Below are 20916 nucleotides of genomic sequence, written 5' to 3'. Positions count from 1 at the left end.
CGCATCAGGCTCCGCTGACACTTGTATTTCGGGGATCAAACGCCTGTACGAAAACGAACTGCGTAGTTTATAATGGAATGCAGCATAGATGATATACGAATATCATATACATTCTCTTGTATTCCGTTTGAATAAATTACCGGGAATAACGTTATAATGGTACAATGGCGACAAGGTTTTGGGGGTGGAAGAGAAGTTGGCCAATTTGCAGAACACCAAAAGAATAATGATCAGTTTGCCGGATCATCTCTTGCAGGAAGTGGACGGGATCGTAGCCATGGAAAATTCCAACCGTAGTGAATTTATCAGGCAGGCCATGAAGCTGTATGTGGGCGAACGTAAGAAGCGTTACATTCGTGAAGCCATGCAGCGCGGTTATATGGAGATGGCTAAAATTAACTTGACCATGGCCTCCGAAGCCTTTCATGCGGAGGAAGATGCAAACAGCACCTTGGGCCGTACAGTTAGCGGGGTGTAATCCATATTGATCGTAAAGCGCGGCGACGTTTTTTTTGCAGACCTTTCACCCGTAGTCGGTTCCGAGCAAGGTGGCGTCAGACCTGTGCTGATCATTCAAAATGATATCGGCAACCGGTTCAGTCCCACCGTGATCGTGGCAGCCATCACCGCCCAGATTCAGAAGGCGAAGCTGCCCACACACGTGGAAATCGACGCGGCGACGCATGGCTTTGATCGCGATTCTGTCGTTCTTCTGGAGCAAATTCGGACGATTGACAAGCAAAGGCTTACCGACAAAATCACCCATTTGGATGAAGAAACCATGCGCAAAGTGAGCGATTCGCTACAAATCAGTCTCGGTTTGATTGATTTTTAGCATTTTGGAACGACGAGTGAAACGGGAAAAGGGCAGCGCGTGGGCGCTGTCCTTTTGCGTGTCTGATGAAAAATGCAGGCTGGGCCTGGCTTCATCGTTACGTGCTGGCGCTTTGATTCTTTTTTTGTGATAATGAAAGACATGATGAAAGACAAGAGTTGTAAGGAAGAAGGGATAGCTTTGTCTAACGAGGAAACGAAAACGGAAATCCGGCAGGAGCCGAACGAAGCAGATCGCCAGGAGCGGATTGTCAAACAAGTGGCGAGAGAGCTGTCGCTGGCACTCAAGCAAATCCGGACGACGATCAGTTTGCTGGATGAAGGGAATACGATTCCTTTTATCGCGCGATACCGTAAGGAAATGACAGGGGAACTGGATGAAAATCAGCTGCGTGAAATTGAGGATCGTGTGCTGTATTTACGTAATTTGGAGGACCGTAAGGTAGAGGTCATTCGCATTATTGATGAGCAGGGCAAGCTGACAGAAGACCTTCAGGCTGCCATCACTTCTGCGGTTAAGCTTCAGGAAGTGGAGGATCTGTACCGTCCATATCGGCAAAAGCGCAAAACCCGCGCGAGTGTGGCGAAAGAACGGGGGCTGGAGCCGCTGTCCATCTGGATCTGGAGCCAGCCGAAGCAGGGCGATGCTCTGAAGGAAGCTGAGTCCTATGTGAATGCGGAATTGGGAGTGGACAGTGCCGAGGCGGCTATTCAAGGAGCTTTGGACATTTTAGCGGAAAATATAGCGGACGACGCGGGTATTCGCCAATGGGGGCGTCGATATACACTGGATCATGGCATGCTAACCTCCGAAGCGAAGGATGCAGAGCAAGAGTCTGTCTACGAGAACTACTACAGCTATCGTGAGCTGGCTAAGAAAATGCCGCCTCATCGTATTTTGGCGATTAATCGCGGAGAGCGTGAGGGCATTCTCAAGGTCGGACTGGAGGTAGCGCCCGATTCGATTCACAATTACGTCGCAGGTCAAGTGATTAAAGGCTCATCCGCCGTGGAAGAGCTGCTGCGCAACGTTATTGAGGATGCGTATAAAAGGCTCATCGCACCCTCTATTGAGCGTGAGGTGCGCGCTGAAATGACAGAGAAGGGCGAGCAGCAGGCCATTTCTATCTTTGCGGGCAATTTGCGGAGCCTGCTGTTACAGGCCCCGATCAAGGGCCGCCGTGTGCTTGGTGTCGATCCGGCGTTTCGGACAGGCTGCAAGCTGGCGGTTGTCGATGACACCGGCAAGCTGCTGGAAGTCGCTGTGACATATCCGACACCGCCGAACAACAAAAAGCATGAGGCTGCCGAGAAATTCAAGCAGCTCATTGCCCAATACAGCATTGAGCTGATCGTCATCGGTAACGGAACGGCTTCGCGTGAAACAGAGCAATTCGTGGCTGAAGTCATCGCAGATATTGGCGACAGCAGCTTGGCGTACCTGATCGTCAATGAGGCAGGCGCGAGCGTTTATTCCGCCTCCAAGCTGGCGCAGGAGGAGTTCCCGGATCTGGACGTGGCTGAGCGCAGCGCGGCATCCATTGCACGTCGTGTGCAGGACCCGCTGGCCGAGCTGGTCAAGATTGAGCCGAAGGCCATTGGTGTAGGCCAGTACCAGCATGATGTGTCACAGAAGCATCTGGATGAAAGCTTGAAGGATGTTGTAGAATCGGCAGTTAACCATGTCGGTGTGGATGTAAATACCGCTTCCTCGGCATTGCTGTCCTATGTAGCGGGCATTAACGCGACAATTGCCAAAAATATCGTGAAATACCGTGAGGAAAACGGCAAATTCAACAACCGCCGTCAGTTGCAGAAGGTGCCGCGTCTTGGTGCAAAAACCTACGAGCAATCTATTGGTTTTATCCGTATACCGGGTGGCGAAAATCCACTGGATCGCACGCCGATCCACCCTGAATCGTATGCTGTCGTAGACCGCCTGTTGGCTGAACTGGGCATCAGCGCCCACGATCTGGGCACCAAGGCTGCGACGGAAGCGCTGAACGTGTCCAACATTGACGAACTGGCCGCGAAGCTGGAAGTCGGTGTGCCGACATTGAAGGATATTCTGGACAGCCTCCAGCGTCCAGGCCGTGACCCGCGTGACGAGCTGCCGTTGCCTGTATTCCGCAAGGATGTGCTCAAGATTGAGGATCTGGCACCGGGCATGGAGCTTCAGGGAACCGTCCGCAATGTAATTGATTTCGGTGCGTTCGTCGATATCGGCATCAAGAGTGATGGATTGGTTCATATTTCGCAGCTGCGCAACGGCTTCGTCAAGCATCCGATGGATGTCGTATCCGTTGGTGATAACGTAACCGTGTGGGTGCTGAATGTAGACTTGAAAAAAGGCAGGGTCGGTCTGACGATGAAAGCTCCGGCAGAAGCGCAATCGCAGGCATAATACTCTACAAATCCGTATAACCGCCTTATTAGGGTATAACAAAAGCTGGAATCTCCGAACCACTTCGGAGACTCCGGCTTTCATTTTTTACTGCCCTGAACTTCTACCCATTGTTGGCATCAAACTCTACACCCGGTGCTTTATGATAAAAAAACCAACAGTCATTCAACAGTTTGATCTGGCGCCGGTCCTTTTTGTAAAAGGCCCGCATAAGCTGGTTGCTGAGCCATTGAGGCAAGCCAATCTCCTCCTCTGCGTTACTTCTGTATGTTTAGCATATGGGGTGGATACCTAAAGTGTGCTTATGAATCAGGGTTAGACTTCGGCCGTTATTTTATAATATGCTTGTCAGTATGAAGCAAAGGAGGTACCCCATAAGGATGGAGTCCAAGTCTCTGAGCAATTCAATGAATCCTTCTATGAGTAATGAAGAACTTCAAGAATGGGTAGAGCGCATCTCGCTGGAGAGCTTCGGCGTGCCGTTTCAACATCAAGCCACCTTTAACGCACGCTTGTCTTCCACAGGCGGTCGATATTTTATGAAAAGTCATCATATTGAAATTAATCCACATCAACTTGCAGCTTATGGACGTTCTGAAGTGGAAAAAATAATAAAGCATGAGCTGTGCCATTATCATCTGCATCTGCGCGGAATGGGTTATAAGCATCGCGATGCTGATTTCAAAGCATGGCTGGCCCGTGTAGGAGGGAGCAGGCATTGCCAAACTCTGCCGGGGAGAGCGGAACGAAAGCCGCAGCCCTATCGCTACAAGCTGGTGTGTGCCTCTTGTAGTCAGGAATACTTGCGGAAACGTAAAATGAACCCCCAACGTTACCGCTGCGGTAAATGCGGAGGCAAACTTCATCTGCTGGCACTTGACGGCGCCCCCTGAATCATGGTAAATTAAATATACTGTATGATAATTTACAGCAATGTTCCCTGATAGCTCAGTTGGTAGAGCACTCGACTGTTAATCGAGTTGTCACAGGTTCGAGTCCTGTTCGGGGAGCCATGGAGAGGTACCCAAGTGGCTATAAGGGGACCCTCTGCTAAGGGGTTAGACTGCGAAAGCGGTGCGAGGGTTCGAATCCCTCTCTCTCCGTTGGTGTTTTAAGTAGAATAAAGACGCTCGTATGCATGGTAATAATGCTCACGAGCGTCTTTTTCGTCTAGATCTGCTTTTTAAGAATTTGTTATATGTAAGACGGACGTGCTGCGTACAGCATGAAGCAGCGTTAGTCTGAGTTGTACGCAGTACGCAACTAATCCCTTCTATTTCACGGCGTCGGCCTCGATGGTTTTAAGTAGATTTAGCAGAGCATGGGCAACGCCATCTTCTACATTGGTCAGGGTAACTTCAGAGCAGACGGCCTTGATGTCGTCTTTTGCATTGCCCATAGCGATGCCTTTACCTGCCATCGTCAGCATCGAAATATCATTATAGCTGTCTCCTACCGCTGCGGCTTCCTCCATGGAAATACCCAGATGATCTGCAAGATAACGCAGTGCGTTTCCTTTGGAGGCATCCTTATGCTCCACTTCAAAGTTACGGTCCGAGGAAATGACCATGTTCAGGCCGGGGAATTCCCGATAACGCTCGCGCCCCCGGTTCAATTTGGCTTGATCAAAGGAGAAGCACAGCACGTTATAAATCTCTACATCCAGCGGAATGTCTTCATACGAGGGGATACGGGTATGCCCGGTCTGTTCATATTGTTTCTCGGCTGCATGTAACAAAGCATCCAGCGAAATATCCGGATTGGCGCTTAACAGGCGATCCATTTCAACAGCCAGTAGCTGGTGTCCGTTTTGTGGAGAATAAATAGCACGGTCTGTCATGACCTCATAATAAAAATCGTTTTCGCGTAACCAGCTCAGCACTTCAAACGTCTCACTCCGGTCCATCGGTGTAGAGGTTAGCTGGCGACGATGTGCATCGTGTACGGTCGCACCGTTTGCTCCGATGACGGGAGTCACGAGTTCTGCTTCCTCCAGCTTGATCCAGGCATCATAAGCGGCTCTGCCCGTGGCAATAGTCACCTGAACGCCTTGCTGCTGTGCCTTACGGATCGCGTCTGCGTTCACCTTGCTTATTTTTGCTTCCTCGTTTAGCAGCGTTCCATCCAAATCAATCGCAAACAGTTTCATTTCTCCATCTCCTGTCTTCTTCTATATGTCTCATACTTCTTCCACATTACGGAACAATAATTTCAACATCATGACGGCGAAAAACATCCAGCATGGCCGGGTCCGGCAAACAGTCGGTGATAACGATATCCACCTCGTATAAATCGGCAAAGCGGTAAGGAAGGTTTTTACCAAATTTGGAGTGATCCGCTAGAATGATCACCTGATCGGCCTGTTTCATCATTTGGTGCTTGAGCATACCGTCCTCTTCATGATTAATGCTCAGTCCATGGACAGAAATGCCCCCGATCCCAACAAAAGCTTTGTCTACAAAATAGCGGGACAGGGTAGCGATGGCGGAAGAACCGTAGACAAAACGGTGCTCCTTTTGCAAGCGTCCGCCGAGTAGATGAATCGAAACGCCGTCCTTTTCGGAAAGAACATCAGCCTGATTAATCGAATTGGTGATGACCGAGCATTCCTGTACATGGAGCCTTTCGGCACATGCCTGTACAGTGGTGGAGGAATCGAGAATGATGCGATCTCCGTCTCGAACCATACTGGCAGCTATTTGTCCAATGACTTGCTTTTCCTCGGATACAGTGAGTAGTCTCTCTTTATAGTTTCTGGTTAATTCGTGATCCAGTGTGGGTAGAAGGGCACCGCCACGGGTTCGAATAATTTTCTGGTGCTCCTCTAGCTTTACCAGATCCCTGCGGGCCGTATCTCGTGATACATTAAAAAATTCGCAAATATCATCCACCGAAATACGCTTGTGAAGCTGTAGATAATCAACAATTTTTAGCATCCGCTCTTCTTGATACATAAAAAGCTCCTCTGTTCAAAATGATTTCGGTATTCTGTAAGTGATTATAAGTAAAGTTAAGTTATTTTGCAATATAATCTCTTTTTATGCTTCTAAATAACGTGAATAAAGCAAATTTGCGTAAGTAAAAATGCGTTTTGATTCTCGGTAAACAACTTATTTTAAATTTTTTAAAATAAGTATTGTCATTCATTCTTCTATTTGATATACTCTTTCTTGTCGCCAAGTTGGTGTATAAAAATGCGGCCCGTTGGTCAAGCGGTTAAGACACCTCCCTTTCACGGAGGTAACAGGGGTTCGATTCCCCTACGGGTCATTGTTGTCTTTATGGACTACATGTTACATGCTTAAGGAAAATTCCTGAAGTCTGATGGCGGACATCTTGGATGAACAGCATGAGCCATTAGCTCAGTTGGTAGAGCACCTGACTTTTAATCAGGGTGTCGAAGGTTCGAGTCCTTCATGGCTCACCATTTATATTTTATTTTGCGGTCGTGGTGGAATGGCAGACACGCTATCTTGAGGGGGTAGTGAGCGTACGCTCGTGGAGGTTCGAGTCCTCTCGACCGCATCAATGGAATGAACGGAAAGGTCTCTCACGGTAGAGGCTTTTTTTGTTTGTGTAATGATACAATAAAGTAGTCATAATTATAAAATAATGATTCCATAGTATAATATAACGCCATAATGTTATAGAATGATAAGTATAAACTGATGAAGTGACGGTGAAAAATATGGACACTCAACTGTTGGGAGATATATCAGAAAATATTTTGGGTTTGTTTCCGATTGTGAAGAAGAAATTTTTTACCTTCGGCACGCTTGATATTCCTTTACATTTGTCGCCTAATAACTTTCAGGTATTAATGCTTCTGCGGGAGGTGCGCTTGTCTACGGTATCTGATCTATCCAAACAGCTTAATGTCTCGCGTCCGAACATGACCCCTCTTTTGGACAAGCTGGTAGAGCATGGGTTGGCCGATCGCCAGTCGTATGACTCGGACCGCAGAGTCGTGAATGTGGCGATTACACAAGAGGGCGATGCTTTTTGTGAGCAGGTATTCAATACCTTTTCCGGTAAAATTCAAGAAAGACTGGTGCTTCTGTCGGAAGAGGATTTATTGCACCTGAGCGAAACTTTGAACGAATTAAAGCAGATTTTTCTTAAAATCGACAACGTTGCTCCGTAATTGATGTAAGCGAACTGACGGAAGGCCGCCATTTTCTTCGGAAAACAGGCGGTTTTTGTTGCATATTGTGGTATAATGAAAACCAACATACATAATTCGGCAATTTTAACATACGTGATCTTTGAAATGAAAACAGGAAACATGATATCGTTATTTGAGAGCCTGCTAGGGAGGAAGGAACTTCTATGCAATCTATTTACCAACGAATTGAGGAGCTTATCAAGGAGCGGGGAATGACAAAAAAGGCATTCTGCGAGCAGTTGGGTATCAGTACAGGGAATTTTGGTGATTGGAAGAGAGGCAAGACGACACCGGGCACGAATAAGCTCATTGAAATCGCTTCGTTTTTTGATGCCAGTCTGGACTGGATCATGTTGGGCCGGGATGTACAGGGTGAGGTACTGAAGGAGTCGAAGGACCCTTATTTTTTTGATTCATATGGGCAACTGAATTACCAGGGGGAACAACTTAGTGAAACAGAAAAGGATTTTATAATTGAGTATATTGAATTTACTCGCTTCCGTAAAGAGAAAAAGCAGGAAGATTCAACGACAGAATAAACCGGTGCAGAATATTAAAGTGATGATTACCGAATAAGTATGGTTGCAATGAAGGTTGGAATTTTGGGAATAGTTCAAGAAAAGTTAGGGTGTCGGAGGGGATAATTTTGGGAGACCAAACGATTTATCAGCGGATTGAAGCCTTGATTAAGGATCGGGGAATGACGAAGAAGGCGTTTTGTGAAAAGCTCAAAATCAGCTCGGGGAATCTTGGAGACTGGAGAAGAGGCAAAACAACACCGGGAACGATGCATTTAATCCAGATTTCGGACTTTTTTAATGTGTCGCTGGATTGGTTAATGAAAGGCGTCAAGCCGGGTGAGGGCGTACTTCAGGAGCAGAAGGCTGCTTATTTTTTTGGAGTGATGGGGCCATTGAATTGCCAGGCAGAGGATCTGGATACAGAAGAACAGAATTTCATATTAGAATATGTGGAATTTGCGAAATATCGTAAGCAAAAAGGTGAGAATGACAAAACACAGCCTGAATGATCTTCTCGCTAAAGATCACTCAGGTTGAAAACCCGTAAAACGGACCGACGGGTTCGATTGACGAGTTTATTTGGGTTGCCGATGTTATAGCGTGCCGCATGCTTGGGGGACGCACACATCGTTGGTTTCAGAGTGGTGATGCCTCCTTATAATCGTTATCGTCGATGTTGAGGATTGCAGCAACTTGTTTTCTGTACCTTTGTGCTTTGCGGGTGCCGTGAATCAGATTGGACAAGCGTGAAGGCGGGATGCTATGCGTTTCACAAAATGTTTTCTGATCCAGCCGAAGTTCGACAAGCCTTTGTTTGATGGCCCACCCGAAGGAGGTGACAGGCATTTTGTTGTTCAAGTGAAATCGCCCCTTACGGATTCTTGCGGAATAATTGGTGTGTTATAATAATCATCAGTAAACATGTTAGAATTAACCATCTAAAACTATGATACACGTTTATACGTGTTTTTACAATCTAAAATACGTAATTGAGATAAATTTATTACTTATTTAAGTGATAAATGGTTTGAATAATCCATCCAGAGCCTGTAAATGTGAGAAATGTCAGTTGTAATCTGGATAAAAAAAGCACTCTGCCACTGAAAAAAAGTGGTGGAAGTGCTTTTGGCGTTGTGCTGGAAGGGGGAAAACAGGCATCAGGGGGATGCTTGAGGCGTATAATGGGGACAGACGAAGGAATTAGTCGAATCTTACCCGCGCTGGTGGTTGCTGCTCATATAGGGTGGCTGCGTAATGTAGGAGTTGGACCAGTGTCTTTGCAGAAGGCGACGCTGAAATGCGGTTGGCTCAGTCTCAGGGGTGTTGAATTGTTTCCATGCGTCTAGAAGCTCGTTGGTCATTCGTTGAATAACAGGATTTTTTTCCTCATAAGGAGGATGGAGTAGTTTGGAAGCATCTTCGACACAGAAGGACACTGCCGCGGCAAGGTAGCCGTGAATGGTTTGCTCTACATCATTTCCAAGAGAAACGTTAATCCAGGTATGAACGGTTGCGAGTGTGCCAATCGCATTGTATTGGATGAGTATAGCTTCGAGTTGGTCGAATTCAAGCCAAGGGTACAAAGCCTTAGCGAGCTTGAGGAGGCGTTGGCCGGATAGGCGTGACTCTTTCATCTGCTGTAGGGAAGAACGCTGGGCGTGCAGCATTTTATCAATAAGAGCGATACGCCAACCATCATTTTGCTGAACAGCGATATAAAGGCTTTTGATAGCCATGCCATCGAGGGATGTGAATTGAGGATGCAGATCGGTGCGTGCATAGTGTTCCAGGTCTTGCAGACAGGTTAAACGACCATTTCGAAACAGCTCCTTTAGCCCGTAGGAACGAGTGAAGCCACCGACAGGCAGGGAAGGGTCCAACAGCAATGCGTAGTTCAGCAAACGATTGCCTTTTTGCAAAGCGGTTCGCCTCCTTAGGGTATAGTTTTATGTTATATTAGGTGACTTTAAAAATCAGATTAAGAAAAATTTCAATGATATTATGTAATATATATTTACACTCAAGATGCTTGTATGTCAAATTAAATATTTTTATAGCATTTATATGTTAGGTTATATGACTTTTAAAACAATTATTGTATTTATGTTTACAAATAGAATACAAGGGAGTATAATAAATCTGTTGCCTCAAAACATTAGAATTTGCGGTCGTGGTGGAATGGCAGACACGCTATCTTGAGGGGGTAGTGGGCGTACGCCCGTGGAGGTTCGAGTCCTCTCGACCGCATTACATGCAAGACACAGTTAAAAAAGCATCCTGACACGTTTTTGACGTGAAGGGATGCTTTTTTGTTATATCCCTTTTTCCTAGCCACACAAGCAGCCGCCTGGTTCGGCTGCTTGTGAACAGTGATGAAGTGGCTTGTAAGCTTTGCTACAAGAGCTTCTCGATATCCCCCGCCAGTTTATCCGGAGTTGTCTGTGGGGCGTAGCGCTTAAATACGTTACCTTCGCGTGTAATTAAAAATTTAGTAAAATTCCATTTGATCGCTTTGAAGCCTAGTACGCCCGGAGCTGTCCGGGTGAGGTAGCGGAATAAAGGGTGTGCCTGATCGCCATTGACATCTGTTTTGGCAAACATCGGAAACGTAACTCCATAGTTAATCTGGCAAAACTCCGAAATGTCCTCGCTGGAGCCCGGCTCTTGCTTGGCAAACTGGTTGCTGGGAAACCCCAGGATTTCAAGACCCTGCTCATGGTATTGGTCATATAGCTCTTGTAGCGCCTTGTATTGAGGGGTTAGCCCGCATTTGCTGGCTGTATTCACGATAAGCAGAACTTTTCCTTCGTATGTGGACAACGGAATCTCTTTCCCTTGCAGGGTTTGTGCATCATATTCATAAACGGTCATGGTATCCCTCCTGATTTAATATTTTACAATTAAATTGTAAGCAATTTAATGAAGGGTTGCAAGTCTATAATAGATGTATTGCACTGTCTGAAACTGTAAAATTGTATTTTGTTCAAAACGGCAAATGGTACTGCAAATGGGGCGAATTGCGGTGCTTCTCATCGTAAAAACAGGCTCAATCGGCGTTTATCAGGTGCATACAGCAGTTTTTCTTTCTCTTTTACAAAAAAGGGACAAAAAATGCTCTCCATACGCCAATATTGACATGCCCGTCATTTTCAAAAAGGGATGAAAAACCGAGCTTGAAGGAGCTGGGAGAAGGATATTCAAATTGTAAGCGCTATTATTAATCTTCTTTGCTCCAAAGACCGATTTATAACCCTGCAGGTGAGCTTTACAGTGTTCCTTGCGCGGGTGTATGATTCAAGACGTAATTTCAAATTAAGTGAATGAAGCAGCAACGAATTGTCTATAGCGCTGAATTTTGCAGTTGCAAAAGCGGGGGAACCAAAGGAGATCTATTCGGCTTTTAAAGGGCCGTGTGTCTCATGGGGTGAATTTTCTGGCCAAGTGCCAGAAATAGGGCGACTCTCACGTCCGAATCCGACAGCTAACCTCGTAAGCGTACAGGGAGAGGCAACAAACCGCCGTGTGCAGCCATGGTTTATTTTATCATGGTTACGTAAGAAGCCGGAGGAAAGCCTTTTTCCTTTGGCTTCTTTTTGTTGTCTTTTTATACCGGGAGAGGAGCTACTGATGGAAGGTCGACTAATCATTGTCACTGCACCGAATGAATCGGGCAGAAATTTTGTGAAATTGCTTATGTACAAAAAACTGGCGTTTGCGGTTCTGACGAATAGCGCTCAGGAGGAACGACAGCTCAAAAAAATGGGTGTGGAGCATATTGTGCGCATCAATACGATGCAAGCGGGGAAATGGAATTTTCCCAAAAAAGAAATTGGCTGCGTGTATTTGTTTGAGAACAGCTTGAATCTGACGTGCCGTTTTCTGCAAATATGCCGGCCGCTGACATCAGATTCGGTCTATGTCATTACACAAGGCTGTAATCCTCAAGGGATTTATCGAGGTTTGGGAGCAGACCATGTGATCTACACTTTGAATGGAGAGGTGGGTTTCCTGCTGAACGGATAGTCGCTTACGGTATGGCTAATATAAATTAAAATTTTCGAATTCATTGTATGGTGATTTTACGAGGATGTAAGAATGACGATCTGAGGACCGATACGGGAGGGTATGAACATGATGGATATATACATGCTGCTCGTGATGGCTGTGAGTTACGGAGTGATACTGCTGTTTGTACGCTGGTGTGATGCGCAGACCTCCAAAGGAGGGCGAAAAGGATGATGGTTGTGCTTGCGCTTACTGCTATTGTATTTGTGTATTTAATCTACGCACTCCTGAATCCTGAAAAGTTCTAATCAGCTAAACAGGATCAAACGGGCGGGGGACAGCAGATCGTGGATGAGACACCAGAGGCAGCGGGTTTTCGCAAACGTGTGCACTCGCCTGGTGCTATGAACTCGTCTGTTGTTCCAAACGCAGGAGCATTTTGAAGGAGGGAATAGATGATGGAGCTGCTGCAAATTGGAATTGTGATTGTGATATTGCTGCTCTTGGTGAAACCAGTGGGCACCTATATATATCATGTATTCTCAAATGAACCGAATCGGACGGATCGGGTGTTTGACGGAACGGAGAAGCTGATTTATAAGGTTATAGGATTGAAAAAGCTGGAGAGCATGCGTTGGACCACGTACGTTATGAGCTTCATTGCTACGAATGTCGTGCTTGTGGCGATCAGCTATGTGCTGCTGCGCTTGCAGGGACTGCTTCCCGTTAATCCGTCTGGAAATGGCAATATGGAAGCGTCACTTGCTTTTAATACAGTGATCAGCTTTATGACTAATACAAATCTCCAGCATTATAGCGGAGAAAGCGGACTTACGTATTTGACGCAGATGGCGTTCGTTACAATGATGATGTTCACTTCGGCTGCTTCCGGTTTTTCGGTTGCTGCGGCTTTTATGAGAGGATTGACGCGGCGCGGTGAAGGGATGGGCAACTTTTTTCAGGATTTTATCAAAGCGATTATACGGATTTTTCTTCCGTTGGCCTTTGTACTTACACTGGTGCTGGTTGGACTGAAGGTACCGCAGACACTTCAGCCTGCGGCGGATATCACGACGCTAAGCGGAACACAGCAGCAGATTGCTTTGGGACCCGTTGCTTCGATGGAATCGATCAAGCATTTGGGTACGAACGGGGGCGGTTTCTATGGGGCCAACTCGGCGCATCCTTTTGAAAATCCAAATCCCTGGACGAATGTGCTGGAAATTTTGGCGATGTGGGTGATGCCGGCTTCGCTGCCGTATACCTTTGGACTGTTCGCCCGTAATCGCAAGCAGGGCTGGATTATTTTTAGCTCCATGATGGTATTGTTCCTCGTCTTCCTATCCATTACGTATGTGTCGGAGAAAACGGGCAATCCGTTGATTCATGCACTGGGTGTGGATGCTTCTCAGGGAAGCATGGAAGGGAAAGAGGTTCGCTTCGGCATTGGACAATCGGTGTTGTTCACGGCTGTAACGACGGCGGCAACCACAGGCTCGGTGAATAATATGCACGATACACTGACCCCGCTGGGCGGTATGGCTGCTTTGGGTGAAATGATGCTGAACGTCATTTTCGGCGGTAAGGGCGTCGGGCTGATGAATATGCTGATGTACGCGATTCTGGGTGTGTTTATATGTGGATTGATGGTCGGCAGGACCCCGGAATTTATGGGCAGGAAAATTGAAGGCAAGGAAATGAAGCTGATCGCGATTGCCATTTTGGTACATCCGTTTCTCATTCTGGTGCCGACAGCGCTCGCTTTTATGAGTCATTGGGGGTACGATGCGGTCACAAACCCCGGATATCATGGTTTGACTCAGGTGATATATGAATATGCGTCATCTGCGGCTAATAACGGCTCTGGATTTGAGGGTCTTGCGGATAACAACGTATTCTGGAACACGACAACAGGGATTGTTATGTTCTTCGGACGATATGTATCTATAGTTGCACTGTTAGCTGTAGCGGCTTCGTTGAATGCCAAAGCACCGACTCCCGTGACGACGGGCACACTTCGCACGGACAACAAGCTGTTTGGGGCGATTTTAATCGGGGTTGTGCTGTTGATCGGCGCGTTGACCTTTTTGCCCGTAATCGTATTGGGGCCTGTAGCTGAATTTCTGACCATGTGAAGAAGATGAACAGGAAGAAGAAAATGAGAATGGATGAACGGGGTGCTTGATCATGAAGGAACAACGCAAACGCATGCTGGACAAAAGCATCTTGAAGCATGCGATCAAGGATAGCTTTATGAAATTAAATCCGATGATCATGATGAAAAATCCTGTCATGTTTGTCGTGGAAATCGGCACATTGGTCGTGCTGCTCATGCTGCTGTTTCCCAGTTATTTTGGAACTGGCAACGAAATGGGCTTTAATCTGGCTGTTTTTATCATCCTGTTGTTCACGTTGCTTTTTGCTAACTTTGCCGAAGCACTCGCAGAGGGGCGGGGTAAGGCGCAGGCTGCTTCTTTGAAAAAATCCAAGCAGGACACACAAGCCAATAAGCTTGTCGGGGATGAGATTCAGGTGGTCAGCTCGACCGAGCTACGCAAAGGTGACATTGTGATGGTGTCCCAGGGCGAGATGATTCCGAGTGATGGTGAGGTGATTGAAGGTCTTGCTTCAGTGGATGAATCGGCGATTACGGGAGAATCGGCCCCAGTGATCAAGGAGTCGGGCGGTGATTTTTGCTCGGTAACCGGCGGGACGCGTGTGGTCAGTGACCGGATTAAGGTGCGGATTACGACAGAACCGGGCGAGACGTTCATTGATAAAATGATTTCGCTCGTGGAAGGCGCACAGCGCCAAAAGACGCCGAACGAAATTGCGCTGAATACCCTGCTGATCAGCTTGACGATTATTTTTCTGATCGTGGTGGTTACGCTGGCACCGATTGCCCGTCATTTTAACATTGACCTGCCTGTTCCCGTGCTGATCTCGTTGCTGGTCTGTCTGATTCCTACAACGATTGGAGGACTATTGTCAGCTATCGGGATTGCCGGTATGGACCGGGTCACCCAGTTTAACGTGCTGGCCATGTCAGGCAAGGCAGTAGAAGCATCCGGGGACATCAACACGATGATTTTGGACAAAACAGGGACAATCACCTTCGGTAACCGGATGGCGAGCCAATTCGTGCCTGTAGGCGGCGTAGAGGAGACAGAGTTAGTGAAGTGGGCTGCGATGAGTTCGATGAAGGATGAGACGCCTGAGGGGCGCTCAGTTCTGGAGTTGATGCGTAAGCAGGAGCACACGCTGGATGAATCCTTGGCAGCAGGCGGGACCTTTATCGAGTTCAAGGCGGAAACCCGGATGAGCGGTCTGGATCTGGCTGATGGACAAAAGGTACGTAAGGGCGCGGTGGACTCTGTCCGGCAGTGGGTACTATCGCAAAACGGCAGCGTTCCAGCCGATCTGGAGGAAAAAGCGAATCAGGTGGCCTCTGAAGGAGGTACGCCGCTGGCTGTCGCGCTGGACGATCGGATATATGGCATTATTTATTTGAAGGACACGGTGAAGCCGGGCATGAAGGAGCGGTTCGATCAGCTCCGGGAAATGGGCATCCGCACGATCATGTGTACCGGGGATAATCCGCTGACGGCTGCTACAATTGCACGGGAAGCGGGTGTGGATGATTTTGTGGCTGAAAGCAAGCCGGAGGATAAAATTGCAGTCATCCGCCGTGAGCAGGAGCTAGGCAAGCTGGTTGCCATGACCGGAGACGGTACGAATGATGCTCCTGCGCTGGCGCAGGCTGACGTCGGGCTTGCCATGAACAGCGGTACAGTTGCAGCCAAGGAAGCCGCCAATATGGTGGATCTGGATTCCGATCCGTCCAAAATTATTGAGGTGGTCGCTATCGGCAAGCAGTTGCTTATGACACGCGGTGCTTTGACAACGTTTAGCATCGCGAACGATGTTGCCAAATATTTTGCCATTATTCCGGCGATGTTCATGCTGGCGATTCCGCAAATGAGCGCATTAAACGTGATGGGGCTTGGCTCTCCGCTGTCTGCTATTTTGTCGGCGCTGATCTTCAATGCTGTTATTATTCCGCTTCTGATCCCGCTGGCCATGAAGGGCGTGAAGTATAAGCCCATGAGCTCGGATCGTCTGCTGGGACGGAATTTACTGATCTACGGTCTGGGCGGTATGGTGGTGCCTTTTGTCGGCATTAAGGCCATTGATTTGCTGGTGCATTTGTGGATTTAACGCAACCTGTGAAGGTGTGCATTTCGGATACTGAATGGAAGCAGAAAGGGTGAGCAACATGAGTGGCTTTTATCGGGTGATGTCCGGACGCAGATTTGCTGCACACGAAAAAGCCGGGTCTGTCGGGCAGGGGAATAACAAGCGTCCAGAGACGGATGCTGTGCCGAATGGACAGCCGGAGAGAGAAGAGATGCGGGGAGGCACCATTATAGGAGTGGCCTTGCGTACCTCGGTGCTGATGATCCTCCTGTGTGGCCTCGCTTACCCGCTGGTTAGCACGGGCGTGGCACAGGCATTATTTCCGCAGCAGGCGAATGGCAGTATGCTTCGTAATGCGGAGGGTCAGGTAGTCGGCTCCGAGCTGATCGGGCAGTCTTTTGCGAATCCGGCGTTTTTTCAGGGTCGGGTATCGAGCATTGATTATAATGGGGCTGGTTCAGGCTCCAGTAACTACGCACCGTCCAATCCGGCCTTAATGCAGAGGGTCAAGGATTCGATAGCGGATTGGCAGAAAAATAATCCGGATGTACCAATCAGTCAGGTTCCGGTGGACCTGATTACAAACTCCGGCTCCGGTCTGGACCCGCATATCTCGCCACAGGCGGCATTGGCTCAGATCCCGCGTATTAGTGGCTTGACGGGTATTACACAGGGTAAGTTGAAGGCAATGGTACAGGAGCAGACCGAAGGCCGCAGTGCCGGGGTGTTCGGTGAACCACGTGTGAACGTGCTCAAGCTGAACCTCACGCTTGAAGCGCAAGCGCAGGCACAGCCTGACAAGCGGTAAGTTGGACGATGGATTAGGGTAATTAAAAAAGGTATCCCGGGTTGCAATAAGCCAAGGGGATACCTTTTTCTTGATTTTAAAGTGTTGCTTGCCTCTCAATGACCTGAAATGGTTTGAATAATAAGCACTACATTCAAAACAATGATGATGGCGGTCACAATCCAGGTTAAGACTTTTTGCCATGTTTTGTTCGCAAACTCACCCATGCGCTTTTTATCGCTGGTGAAGATGAGGAGCGGGATGATGGCAAAGGGAAGCTGGATGGATAGAATAACCTGACTTAGCACCAGCAATTCTTCCGCACCTTTTTCACCCGCGATTGCTGTGACAATCACCGCTGGAATGATCGCGATGAGTCGGGTCACCAGACGGCGCAGCCAAGGCGCGAGACGGAGGCTGAGGAAGCCCTCCATGACGATTTGCCCGGCTAAGGTACCGGTTACGGTTGAATTCTGCCCGGAAGCGAGCAGCGCCACCCCGAACAGGATACTGGCGAGTGTGGTTCCAAGTAATGGCGACAGCAGATAGAAAGCATCACTGATTTCCGCCACATCCGTTTTTCCTGCTGTATGGAACACGGCTGCGGCGACGATCAGAATCGCGGCATTGATAAACAGGGCAAACATGAGCGCTATACTCGAATCCCATGTTGCGAATTTGATAGCCTCTCGTTTGCCTGCTGACGTCTGCTCGAATTTACGAGTTTGTACGATGGACGAATGCAGGTACAGGTTGTGAGGCATCACGGTAGCGCCCATAATACCGATGGCGATATACAACATGCTTGGGTTGGTCAAAATTTGTGAGTCCGGTACAAAGCCACCCATCACGCTGCCCCATTCCGGCTTAGCCAAAATGAGATTGATGCCAAAGCAGCCGGCAATCGTCACCATCAGTACAATGACCAGCGTTTCCAAAGCACGAAAACCTTTATTTTGCAGTAATAAAATAAGCATGACATCAAATGCGGTAATCAGGACACCGTACAATAGTGGTATACCGAACAGCAGCTTGAGTGCAATGGCTGAACCGATGACCTCGGCCAGATCCATGGCTGCAATGGCGATTTCGCATAAAAGCCACAAGCTGATCGCCACCGGGCGACTATAGGCTTCGCGGCACATCTGAGCCAGATCTTTGCCTGTGGCAATGCCGAGTTTGCCGGATAAGGCTTGTAGCAGGATGGCCATTAGATTGGAGATCAGAATGACACTGAGCAGTGTATAGCCAAATTGCGATCCGCCTGCAATGTCTGTAGCCCAGTTGCCGGGGTCCATATAGCCGACAGCGACCATATAGCCGGGTCCGGCAAAGGCGAGGAATTTTCGAAACCAGGTGCCGTCCTTCGGGATGTTCAAGGAACGATTCACTTCCGATAGTGAAGCGATTTCCGCCAGATTCCCTTTTGTATTACTCATACGCTTCACCTTCTTTATCCATGTTGGAATATATTATTAGTGACATAACTATTGCTTTATCCCTATTGTACACCCACAATAGTTTTTGTCTAGTGCAACTTTTATGTGGTCAAGCAAGTTAATCTTATTTTATAGATATAATGAAAAAACCAAGCTTTCTCTTCATCCATATTTCAAATGATTCATTTTGTGTGGTTTGTTTAAAATACATACGAGAAGGAAATCATCATTAACATGGTGATGATCCCAGCGAATGTAAACCATGTAAAGAAGGAGAGATGAAATCATGGAAGCATTATACACAGCCTCAGCAACGGTACATGGCGGAAGAGACGGTTCTGTCGCTTCATCGGACGGAGTTTTGAAGCATAAGCTCAGTACACCGAAGGAATTGGGTGGTGCAGGTGGAGAGGCCACGAATCCCGAGCAATTGTTTGCGGCAGGTTATGGCGCCTGTTATGAGAGTGCATTGGCTAATGTAGCCCGCAAAGCGAAGGTAAAAGTGGATAATGTTGAGGTCACCAGCCACGTGTCCATCGGTAAGGACCCGAGCGACGGCGGCTTCCAATTGGCGGTGCGTCTGGACGTGAAAATACCGGGGATTGAACGTTCACAGGCAGAAGATTTGGCGCGTCAAGCGCATGATTTTTGTCCGTATTCCAAAGCGACTCGCGGCAATATTGATGTTGAGCTGAATGTCCTTTGAGCGGGAAGCACATTATCTCTACGCTCCAGCCGCCGATTCATCGGCGGCTTTTGCATATAGACCTTGATTCGCCGAGATCCGCTCCCATTTGACATCATCGCCAAAATTCATTAAGATGGCTTAGGTGATTCTGGTCATCAGGTACGAAACAAATTTGAAAAATACGGGTGATATGATGTCTTACAGACCGAATATTGTTAATTTCACGCTGGCTGGCAGCAACGAAAAAGAAGGGCTTTATGAGTTTAAAATGAGTTTGGCCGATGGAACGGAGTGCCGCGTTTTTTCTCAACGTAATCCGGAGTGGACTTTGACGAATATCAGTCGATTGCTAACGACGCCTTGCCCGGTATGCCATAAGGATTTTATCTGCAAGTGTATGGATAAGTTCCATGATGAGTTTTTAGAGCAAATTAATTCGAAACAGCTGTTTGAGAAAGCATTGAGCTAGTTCTCAAAACAGGTAAAAGCCTATACATTGTTAAACAAGCGTCGGATGATTTCGGCGTTTTTTTGTTTATACTCATACTGCTGATTGTATTCTGTTGTTTATTTCCCGGAGGTGAAATACATTTATGAAGCAGTCTGATCATTCGATTGTGTTGGTGGATGGGGTATGCCATTTTTGTCAGGGAGCGGCCCGCTTCATTATTAAGCGTGACCCGAAGGGGACGTTTCATTTTGCTTCCCTGCAATCCGAGCAGGGACAGAAGCTTCTGCGTGCAGGAGGATTGTCAACGGATCAGTTGGATACATTCGTACTGATCGAAGACGGTATGTATTACACAAGGTCAACTGCGGCTTTGCGGATTGCCAGACATCTGCGTTTTCCATATCCGCTGGCCTATGTCTTCATCCTCGTTCCCCGCTTTATACGCAATGAAGTCTATAACTGGGTGGCACGTAACCGATACCGCTGGTTTGGCAAGGATGAAGAGGATCAATGTCAGATCCCCCCACCAGAAATTAGGCAACGATTTTTTTAACTGTTCAGGATTCAGGTTTCGGAGGAGCAACTTCCTTTTTAGAGTCCTTTTTGGAGCGATGACGACGAATCAGCCATATCACAACTGCCGCAATCAGGATCAGGCCCGCAACGGCTACATATATGATATGACGCAGATTGGGTACGTTGACGGATAACTTTAGCTCATTAGATTCTAATGGGGCAATATTCCAACGCAGCGTTTTTCCGTCTGCCGATACACTGTCGGCATTGCTGGCTGCGGGCTGGATCGGTAAGGATATGCTAAAATTCAGATCAAGCTGCCGCTCCACTATTTTGCGTGCGAACACATTCATTTGCTCTAATTTGTCACTGAGTCCCCGAGCTTCCTCAGGAAGCATCCGTGGGAGATCGAGCTTCATTGTAAGATCATAGTTAGTTGTGAAAAAATGTGGGGTCACAGCGCGTTTAAATTCTATTCCCTCAGGTAGATTTAGACCCTGATTGGGATTTTTTCCGCTTGCACTCCAATCTCCTTGATAGTGCCCCTTGATTTGATAACCCTTTCTTCCCTGCTCAGATAGTGGCTGAACATTTAGATTGTTGCTTTGAATCCGCTTGGCCAAGCGGTCCAGCATTCCTGGATTATCCAGCATCACTAGCGTCTGATTGTTTACACTGAACGAAGCATCCATATCCACACTTTGATCCAGATGAACATCTACATGGACGTCCCCCCGTGCACAGGAAGTGAGAGGGATCAGACAGCACAGCAGCACAAAAATGAGCAGCATTTTCCGTGTTCGATGTTGTTGATGCTTGTCCCGGTAAGGGCCGTATCCTGTTTGCTCCATGATCTTCCCCTTCTTTATATATGTTCTTTCGTTTAACGATTGGATATCTTCTATATAT

Annotated in this window: 23 protein-coding genes, 6 tRNA genes and 1 riboswitch; of the genes, 21 read left to right on the top strand and 8 right to left on the bottom strand. The window is 47.5% G+C overall.

The features are described from left to right. Positions 1 to 196: 196 nt before the first annotated feature. The 3 genes from ACWXW9_RS12145 (at position 197) to ACWXW9_RS12135 (ending at position 3238) form a co-directional block, all read left to right on the top strand. Positions 197 to 478, top strand: coding sequence for a CopG family ribbon-helix-helix protein (locus ACWXW9_RS12145; RefSeq protein WP_007429334.1), 282 nt, complete (start codon positions 197 to 199; stop codon positions 476 to 478). A 6-nt stretch (positions 479 to 484) separates the two neighbouring features. After that, positions 485 to 835, top strand: coding sequence for a type II toxin-antitoxin system PemK/MazF family toxin (locus ACWXW9_RS12140; protein WP_007429335.1), 351 nt, complete (start codon positions 485 to 487; stop codon positions 833 to 835). 180 nt (positions 836 to 1015) lie between these two features. After that, the gene (locus ACWXW9_RS12135; protein WP_494929595.1) at positions 1016 to 3238 is read left to right on the top strand and encodes a Tex family protein; all 2223 of its coding nucleotides are present in this window, start codon (positions 1016 to 1018) and stop codon (positions 3236 to 3238) included. 103 nt (positions 3239 to 3341) lie between these two features. Here the strand turns inward: ACWXW9_RS12135 and cmpA are convergent, their stop codons facing one another. Continuing rightward, on the bottom strand, positions 3342 to 3476 hold the full coding sequence (cmpA, locus tag ACWXW9_RS12130) for a cortex morphogenetic protein CmpA (protein WP_007429337.1): 135 nt from the start codon (positions 3474 to 3476) through the stop codon (positions 3342 to 3344). Between the two features lie 142 nt (positions 3477 to 3618). On the opposite strand from cmpA, the gene ACWXW9_RS12125 reads away from it, so the two are divergent. The 3 genes from ACWXW9_RS12125 to ACWXW9_RS12115 all read left to right on the top strand — a co-directional run bounded on the left by ACWXW9_RS12125 (position 3619) and on the right by ACWXW9_RS12115 (position 4341). Further along, positions 3619 to 4131, top strand: a complete 513-nt coding sequence (locus tag ACWXW9_RS12125) for a SprT family protein (protein ID WP_494929594.1) — start codon at positions 3619 to 3621, stop codon at positions 4129 to 4131. A gap of 44 nt (positions 4132 to 4175) precedes the next feature. Continuing rightward, positions 4176 to 4251 (top strand) — tRNA-Asn (locus ACWXW9_RS12120). 1 nt (position 4252) lies between these two features. Further along, a tRNA-Ser gene (locus ACWXW9_RS12115) sits at positions 4253 to 4341 on the top strand. A 170-nt stretch (positions 4342 to 4511) separates the two neighbouring features. Here ACWXW9_RS12115 and ACWXW9_RS12110 read toward each other — a convergent pair. Together ACWXW9_RS12110 and ACWXW9_RS12105 are read right to left on the bottom strand one after the other, a co-directional pair. After that, positions 4512 to 5387: a Cof-type HAD-IIB family hydrolase gene (locus ACWXW9_RS12110; protein ID WP_494929593.1), complete on the bottom strand. Its 876-nt coding sequence runs from the start codon at positions 5385 to 5387 to the stop codon at positions 4512 to 4514. Between the two features lie 46 nt (positions 5388 to 5433). After that, positions 5434 to 6192 carry a DeoR/GlpR family DNA-binding transcription regulator gene (locus tag ACWXW9_RS12105; protein ID WP_025682798.1) on the bottom strand — a complete coding sequence of 253 codons (759 nt, stop codon included), beginning with the start codon at positions 6190 to 6192 and terminating at the stop codon, positions 5434 to 5436. A gap of 244 nt (positions 6193 to 6436) precedes the next feature. Here ACWXW9_RS12105 and ACWXW9_RS12100 point away from each other — a divergent pair. From ACWXW9_RS12100 to ACWXW9_RS12075, 6 genes are all read left to right on the top strand, one after another. Continuing rightward, a tRNA-Glu gene (locus ACWXW9_RS12100) sits at positions 6437 to 6508 on the top strand. Between the two features lie 81 nt (positions 6509 to 6589). Next, positions 6590 to 6665, top strand: a tRNA-Lys gene (locus tag ACWXW9_RS12095). Between the two features lie 15 nt (positions 6666 to 6680). Beyond that, positions 6681 to 6763: transfer RNA gene (locus ACWXW9_RS12090), tRNA-Leu, on the top strand. A gap of 163 nt (positions 6764 to 6926) precedes the next feature. After that, a complete protein-coding gene (locus ACWXW9_RS12085; RefSeq protein ID WP_494929592.1) occupies positions 6927 to 7382 on the top strand; it encodes a MarR family winged helix-turn-helix transcriptional regulator in 456 nt (151 codons plus the stop codon). 185 nt (positions 7383 to 7567) lie between these two features. Further along, positions 7568 to 7942 (top strand): helix-turn-helix domain-containing protein, encoded by a 375-nt coding sequence (locus ACWXW9_RS12080; RefSeq protein WP_494929591.1) that lies wholly within the window; start codon positions 7568 to 7570, stop codon positions 7940 to 7942. A 107-nt stretch (positions 7943 to 8049) separates the two neighbouring features. After that, on the top strand, positions 8050 to 8433 hold the full coding sequence (locus ACWXW9_RS12075; RefSeq protein ID WP_014280376.1) for a helix-turn-helix domain-containing protein: 384 nt from the start codon (positions 8050 to 8052) through the stop codon (positions 8431 to 8433). Positions 8434 to 8560: 127 nt separating this feature from the next. Here the strand turns inward: ACWXW9_RS12075 and ACWXW9_RS12070 are convergent, their stop codons facing one another. Both ACWXW9_RS12070 and ACWXW9_RS12065 read right to left on the bottom strand, forming a co-directional pair. Continuing rightward, entirely contained in the window at positions 8561 to 8782 is a 222-nt protein-coding gene (locus tag ACWXW9_RS12070) for an XRE family transcriptional regulator (RefSeq protein ID WP_494929590.1), read from the bottom strand. 353 nt (positions 8783 to 9135) lie between these two features. Beyond that, on the bottom strand, positions 9136 to 9825 hold the full coding sequence (locus ACWXW9_RS12065; protein ID WP_494929664.1) for an urease accessory protein UreF: 690 nt from the start codon (positions 9823 to 9825) through the stop codon (positions 9136 to 9138). A 263-nt stretch (positions 9826 to 10088) separates the two neighbouring features. Here ACWXW9_RS12065 and ACWXW9_RS12060 point away from each other — a divergent pair. Beyond that, positions 10089 to 10171: transfer RNA gene (locus ACWXW9_RS12060), tRNA-Leu, on the top strand. Between the two features lie 147 nt (positions 10172 to 10318). On the opposite strand, the gene ACWXW9_RS12055 is transcribed toward ACWXW9_RS12060, so the two are convergent. Further along, complete coding sequence (locus tag ACWXW9_RS12055) at positions 10319 to 10795, bottom strand: glutathione peroxidase (RefSeq protein WP_494929589.1); 477 nt, start codon at positions 10793 to 10795, stop codon at positions 10319 to 10321. A 465-nt stretch (positions 10796 to 11260) separates the two neighbouring features. Next, positions 11261 to 11436, top strand: a riboswitch (cyclic di-AMP (ydaO/yuaA leader). A 115-nt stretch (positions 11437 to 11551) separates the two neighbouring features. Here ACWXW9_RS12055 and ACWXW9_RS12050 point away from each other — a divergent pair. The 5 genes from ACWXW9_RS12050 (at position 11552) to kdpC (ending at position 16934) form a co-directional block, all read left to right on the top strand. Continuing rightward, positions 11552 to 11947: a hypothetical protein gene (locus ACWXW9_RS12050; RefSeq protein WP_134910703.1), complete on the top strand. Its 396-nt coding sequence runs from the start codon at positions 11552 to 11554 to the stop codon at positions 11945 to 11947. 212 nt (positions 11948 to 12159) lie between these two features. Then, positions 12160 to 12237 carry a K(+)-transporting ATPase subunit F gene (gene kdpF, locus ACWXW9_RS12045; RefSeq protein WP_081473791.1) on the top strand — a complete coding sequence of 26 codons (78 nt, stop codon included), beginning with the start codon at positions 12160 to 12162 and terminating at the stop codon, positions 12235 to 12237. A 150-nt stretch (positions 12238 to 12387) separates the two neighbouring features. Further along, positions 12388 to 14064: a potassium-transporting ATPase subunit KdpA gene (kdpA, locus tag ACWXW9_RS12040; protein ID WP_494929663.1), complete on the top strand. Its 1677-nt coding sequence runs from the start codon at positions 12388 to 12390 to the stop codon at positions 14062 to 14064. A 52-nt stretch (positions 14065 to 14116) separates the two neighbouring features. Then, positions 14117 to 16147, top strand: a complete 2031-nt coding sequence (gene kdpB / locus ACWXW9_RS12035; protein WP_494929588.1) for a potassium-transporting ATPase subunit KdpB — start codon at positions 14117 to 14119, stop codon at positions 16145 to 16147. Between the two features lie 58 nt (positions 16148 to 16205). Continuing rightward, on the top strand, positions 16206 to 16934 hold the full coding sequence (kdpC, locus tag ACWXW9_RS12030; protein ID WP_494929587.1) for a potassium-transporting ATPase subunit KdpC: 729 nt from the start codon (positions 16206 to 16208) through the stop codon (positions 16932 to 16934). A 95-nt stretch (positions 16935 to 17029) separates the two neighbouring features. On the opposite strand, the gene ACWXW9_RS12025 is transcribed toward kdpC, so the two are convergent. Next, positions 17030 to 18352 carry an Nramp family divalent metal transporter gene (locus ACWXW9_RS12025; protein WP_494929586.1) on the bottom strand — a complete coding sequence of 441 codons (1323 nt, stop codon included), beginning with the start codon at positions 18350 to 18352 and terminating at the stop codon, positions 17030 to 17032. A gap of 286 nt (positions 18353 to 18638) precedes the next feature. On the opposite strand from ACWXW9_RS12025, the gene ACWXW9_RS12020 reads away from it, so the two are divergent. The 3 genes from ACWXW9_RS12020 (at position 18639) to ACWXW9_RS12010 (ending at position 20044) form a co-directional block, all read left to right on the top strand. Further along, a complete protein-coding gene (locus tag ACWXW9_RS12020) occupies positions 18639 to 19058 on the top strand; it encodes an organic hydroperoxide resistance protein (RefSeq protein ID WP_452508561.1) in 420 nt (139 codons plus the stop codon). Positions 19059 to 19182: 124 nt separating this feature from the next. Then, positions 19183 to 19509 (top strand): hypothetical protein, encoded by a 327-nt coding sequence (locus ACWXW9_RS12015; RefSeq protein WP_025682429.1) that lies wholly within the window; start codon positions 19183 to 19185, stop codon positions 19507 to 19509. A 124-nt stretch (positions 19510 to 19633) separates the two neighbouring features. Then, complete coding sequence (locus ACWXW9_RS12010) at positions 19634 to 20044, top strand: thiol-disulfide oxidoreductase DCC family protein (RefSeq protein ID WP_494929585.1); 411 nt, start codon at positions 19634 to 19636, stop codon at positions 20042 to 20044. Positions 20045 to 20048: 4 nt separating this feature from the next. Here ACWXW9_RS12010 and ACWXW9_RS12005 read toward each other — a convergent pair whose 3' ends face one another. Then, positions 20049 to 20858 (bottom strand): DUF3153 domain-containing protein, encoded by an 810-nt coding sequence (locus ACWXW9_RS12005; RefSeq protein ID WP_494929584.1) that lies wholly within the window; start codon positions 20856 to 20858, stop codon positions 20049 to 20051. Positions 20859 to 20916: the final 58 nt, after the last annotated feature.

Source organism: Paenibacillus sp. LT-B23, from assembly GCF_059417685.1.
The sequence above is the reverse complement of the archived record's forward strand: the minus strand, read 5'-3'. Positions and strand labels throughout refer to the sequence as shown.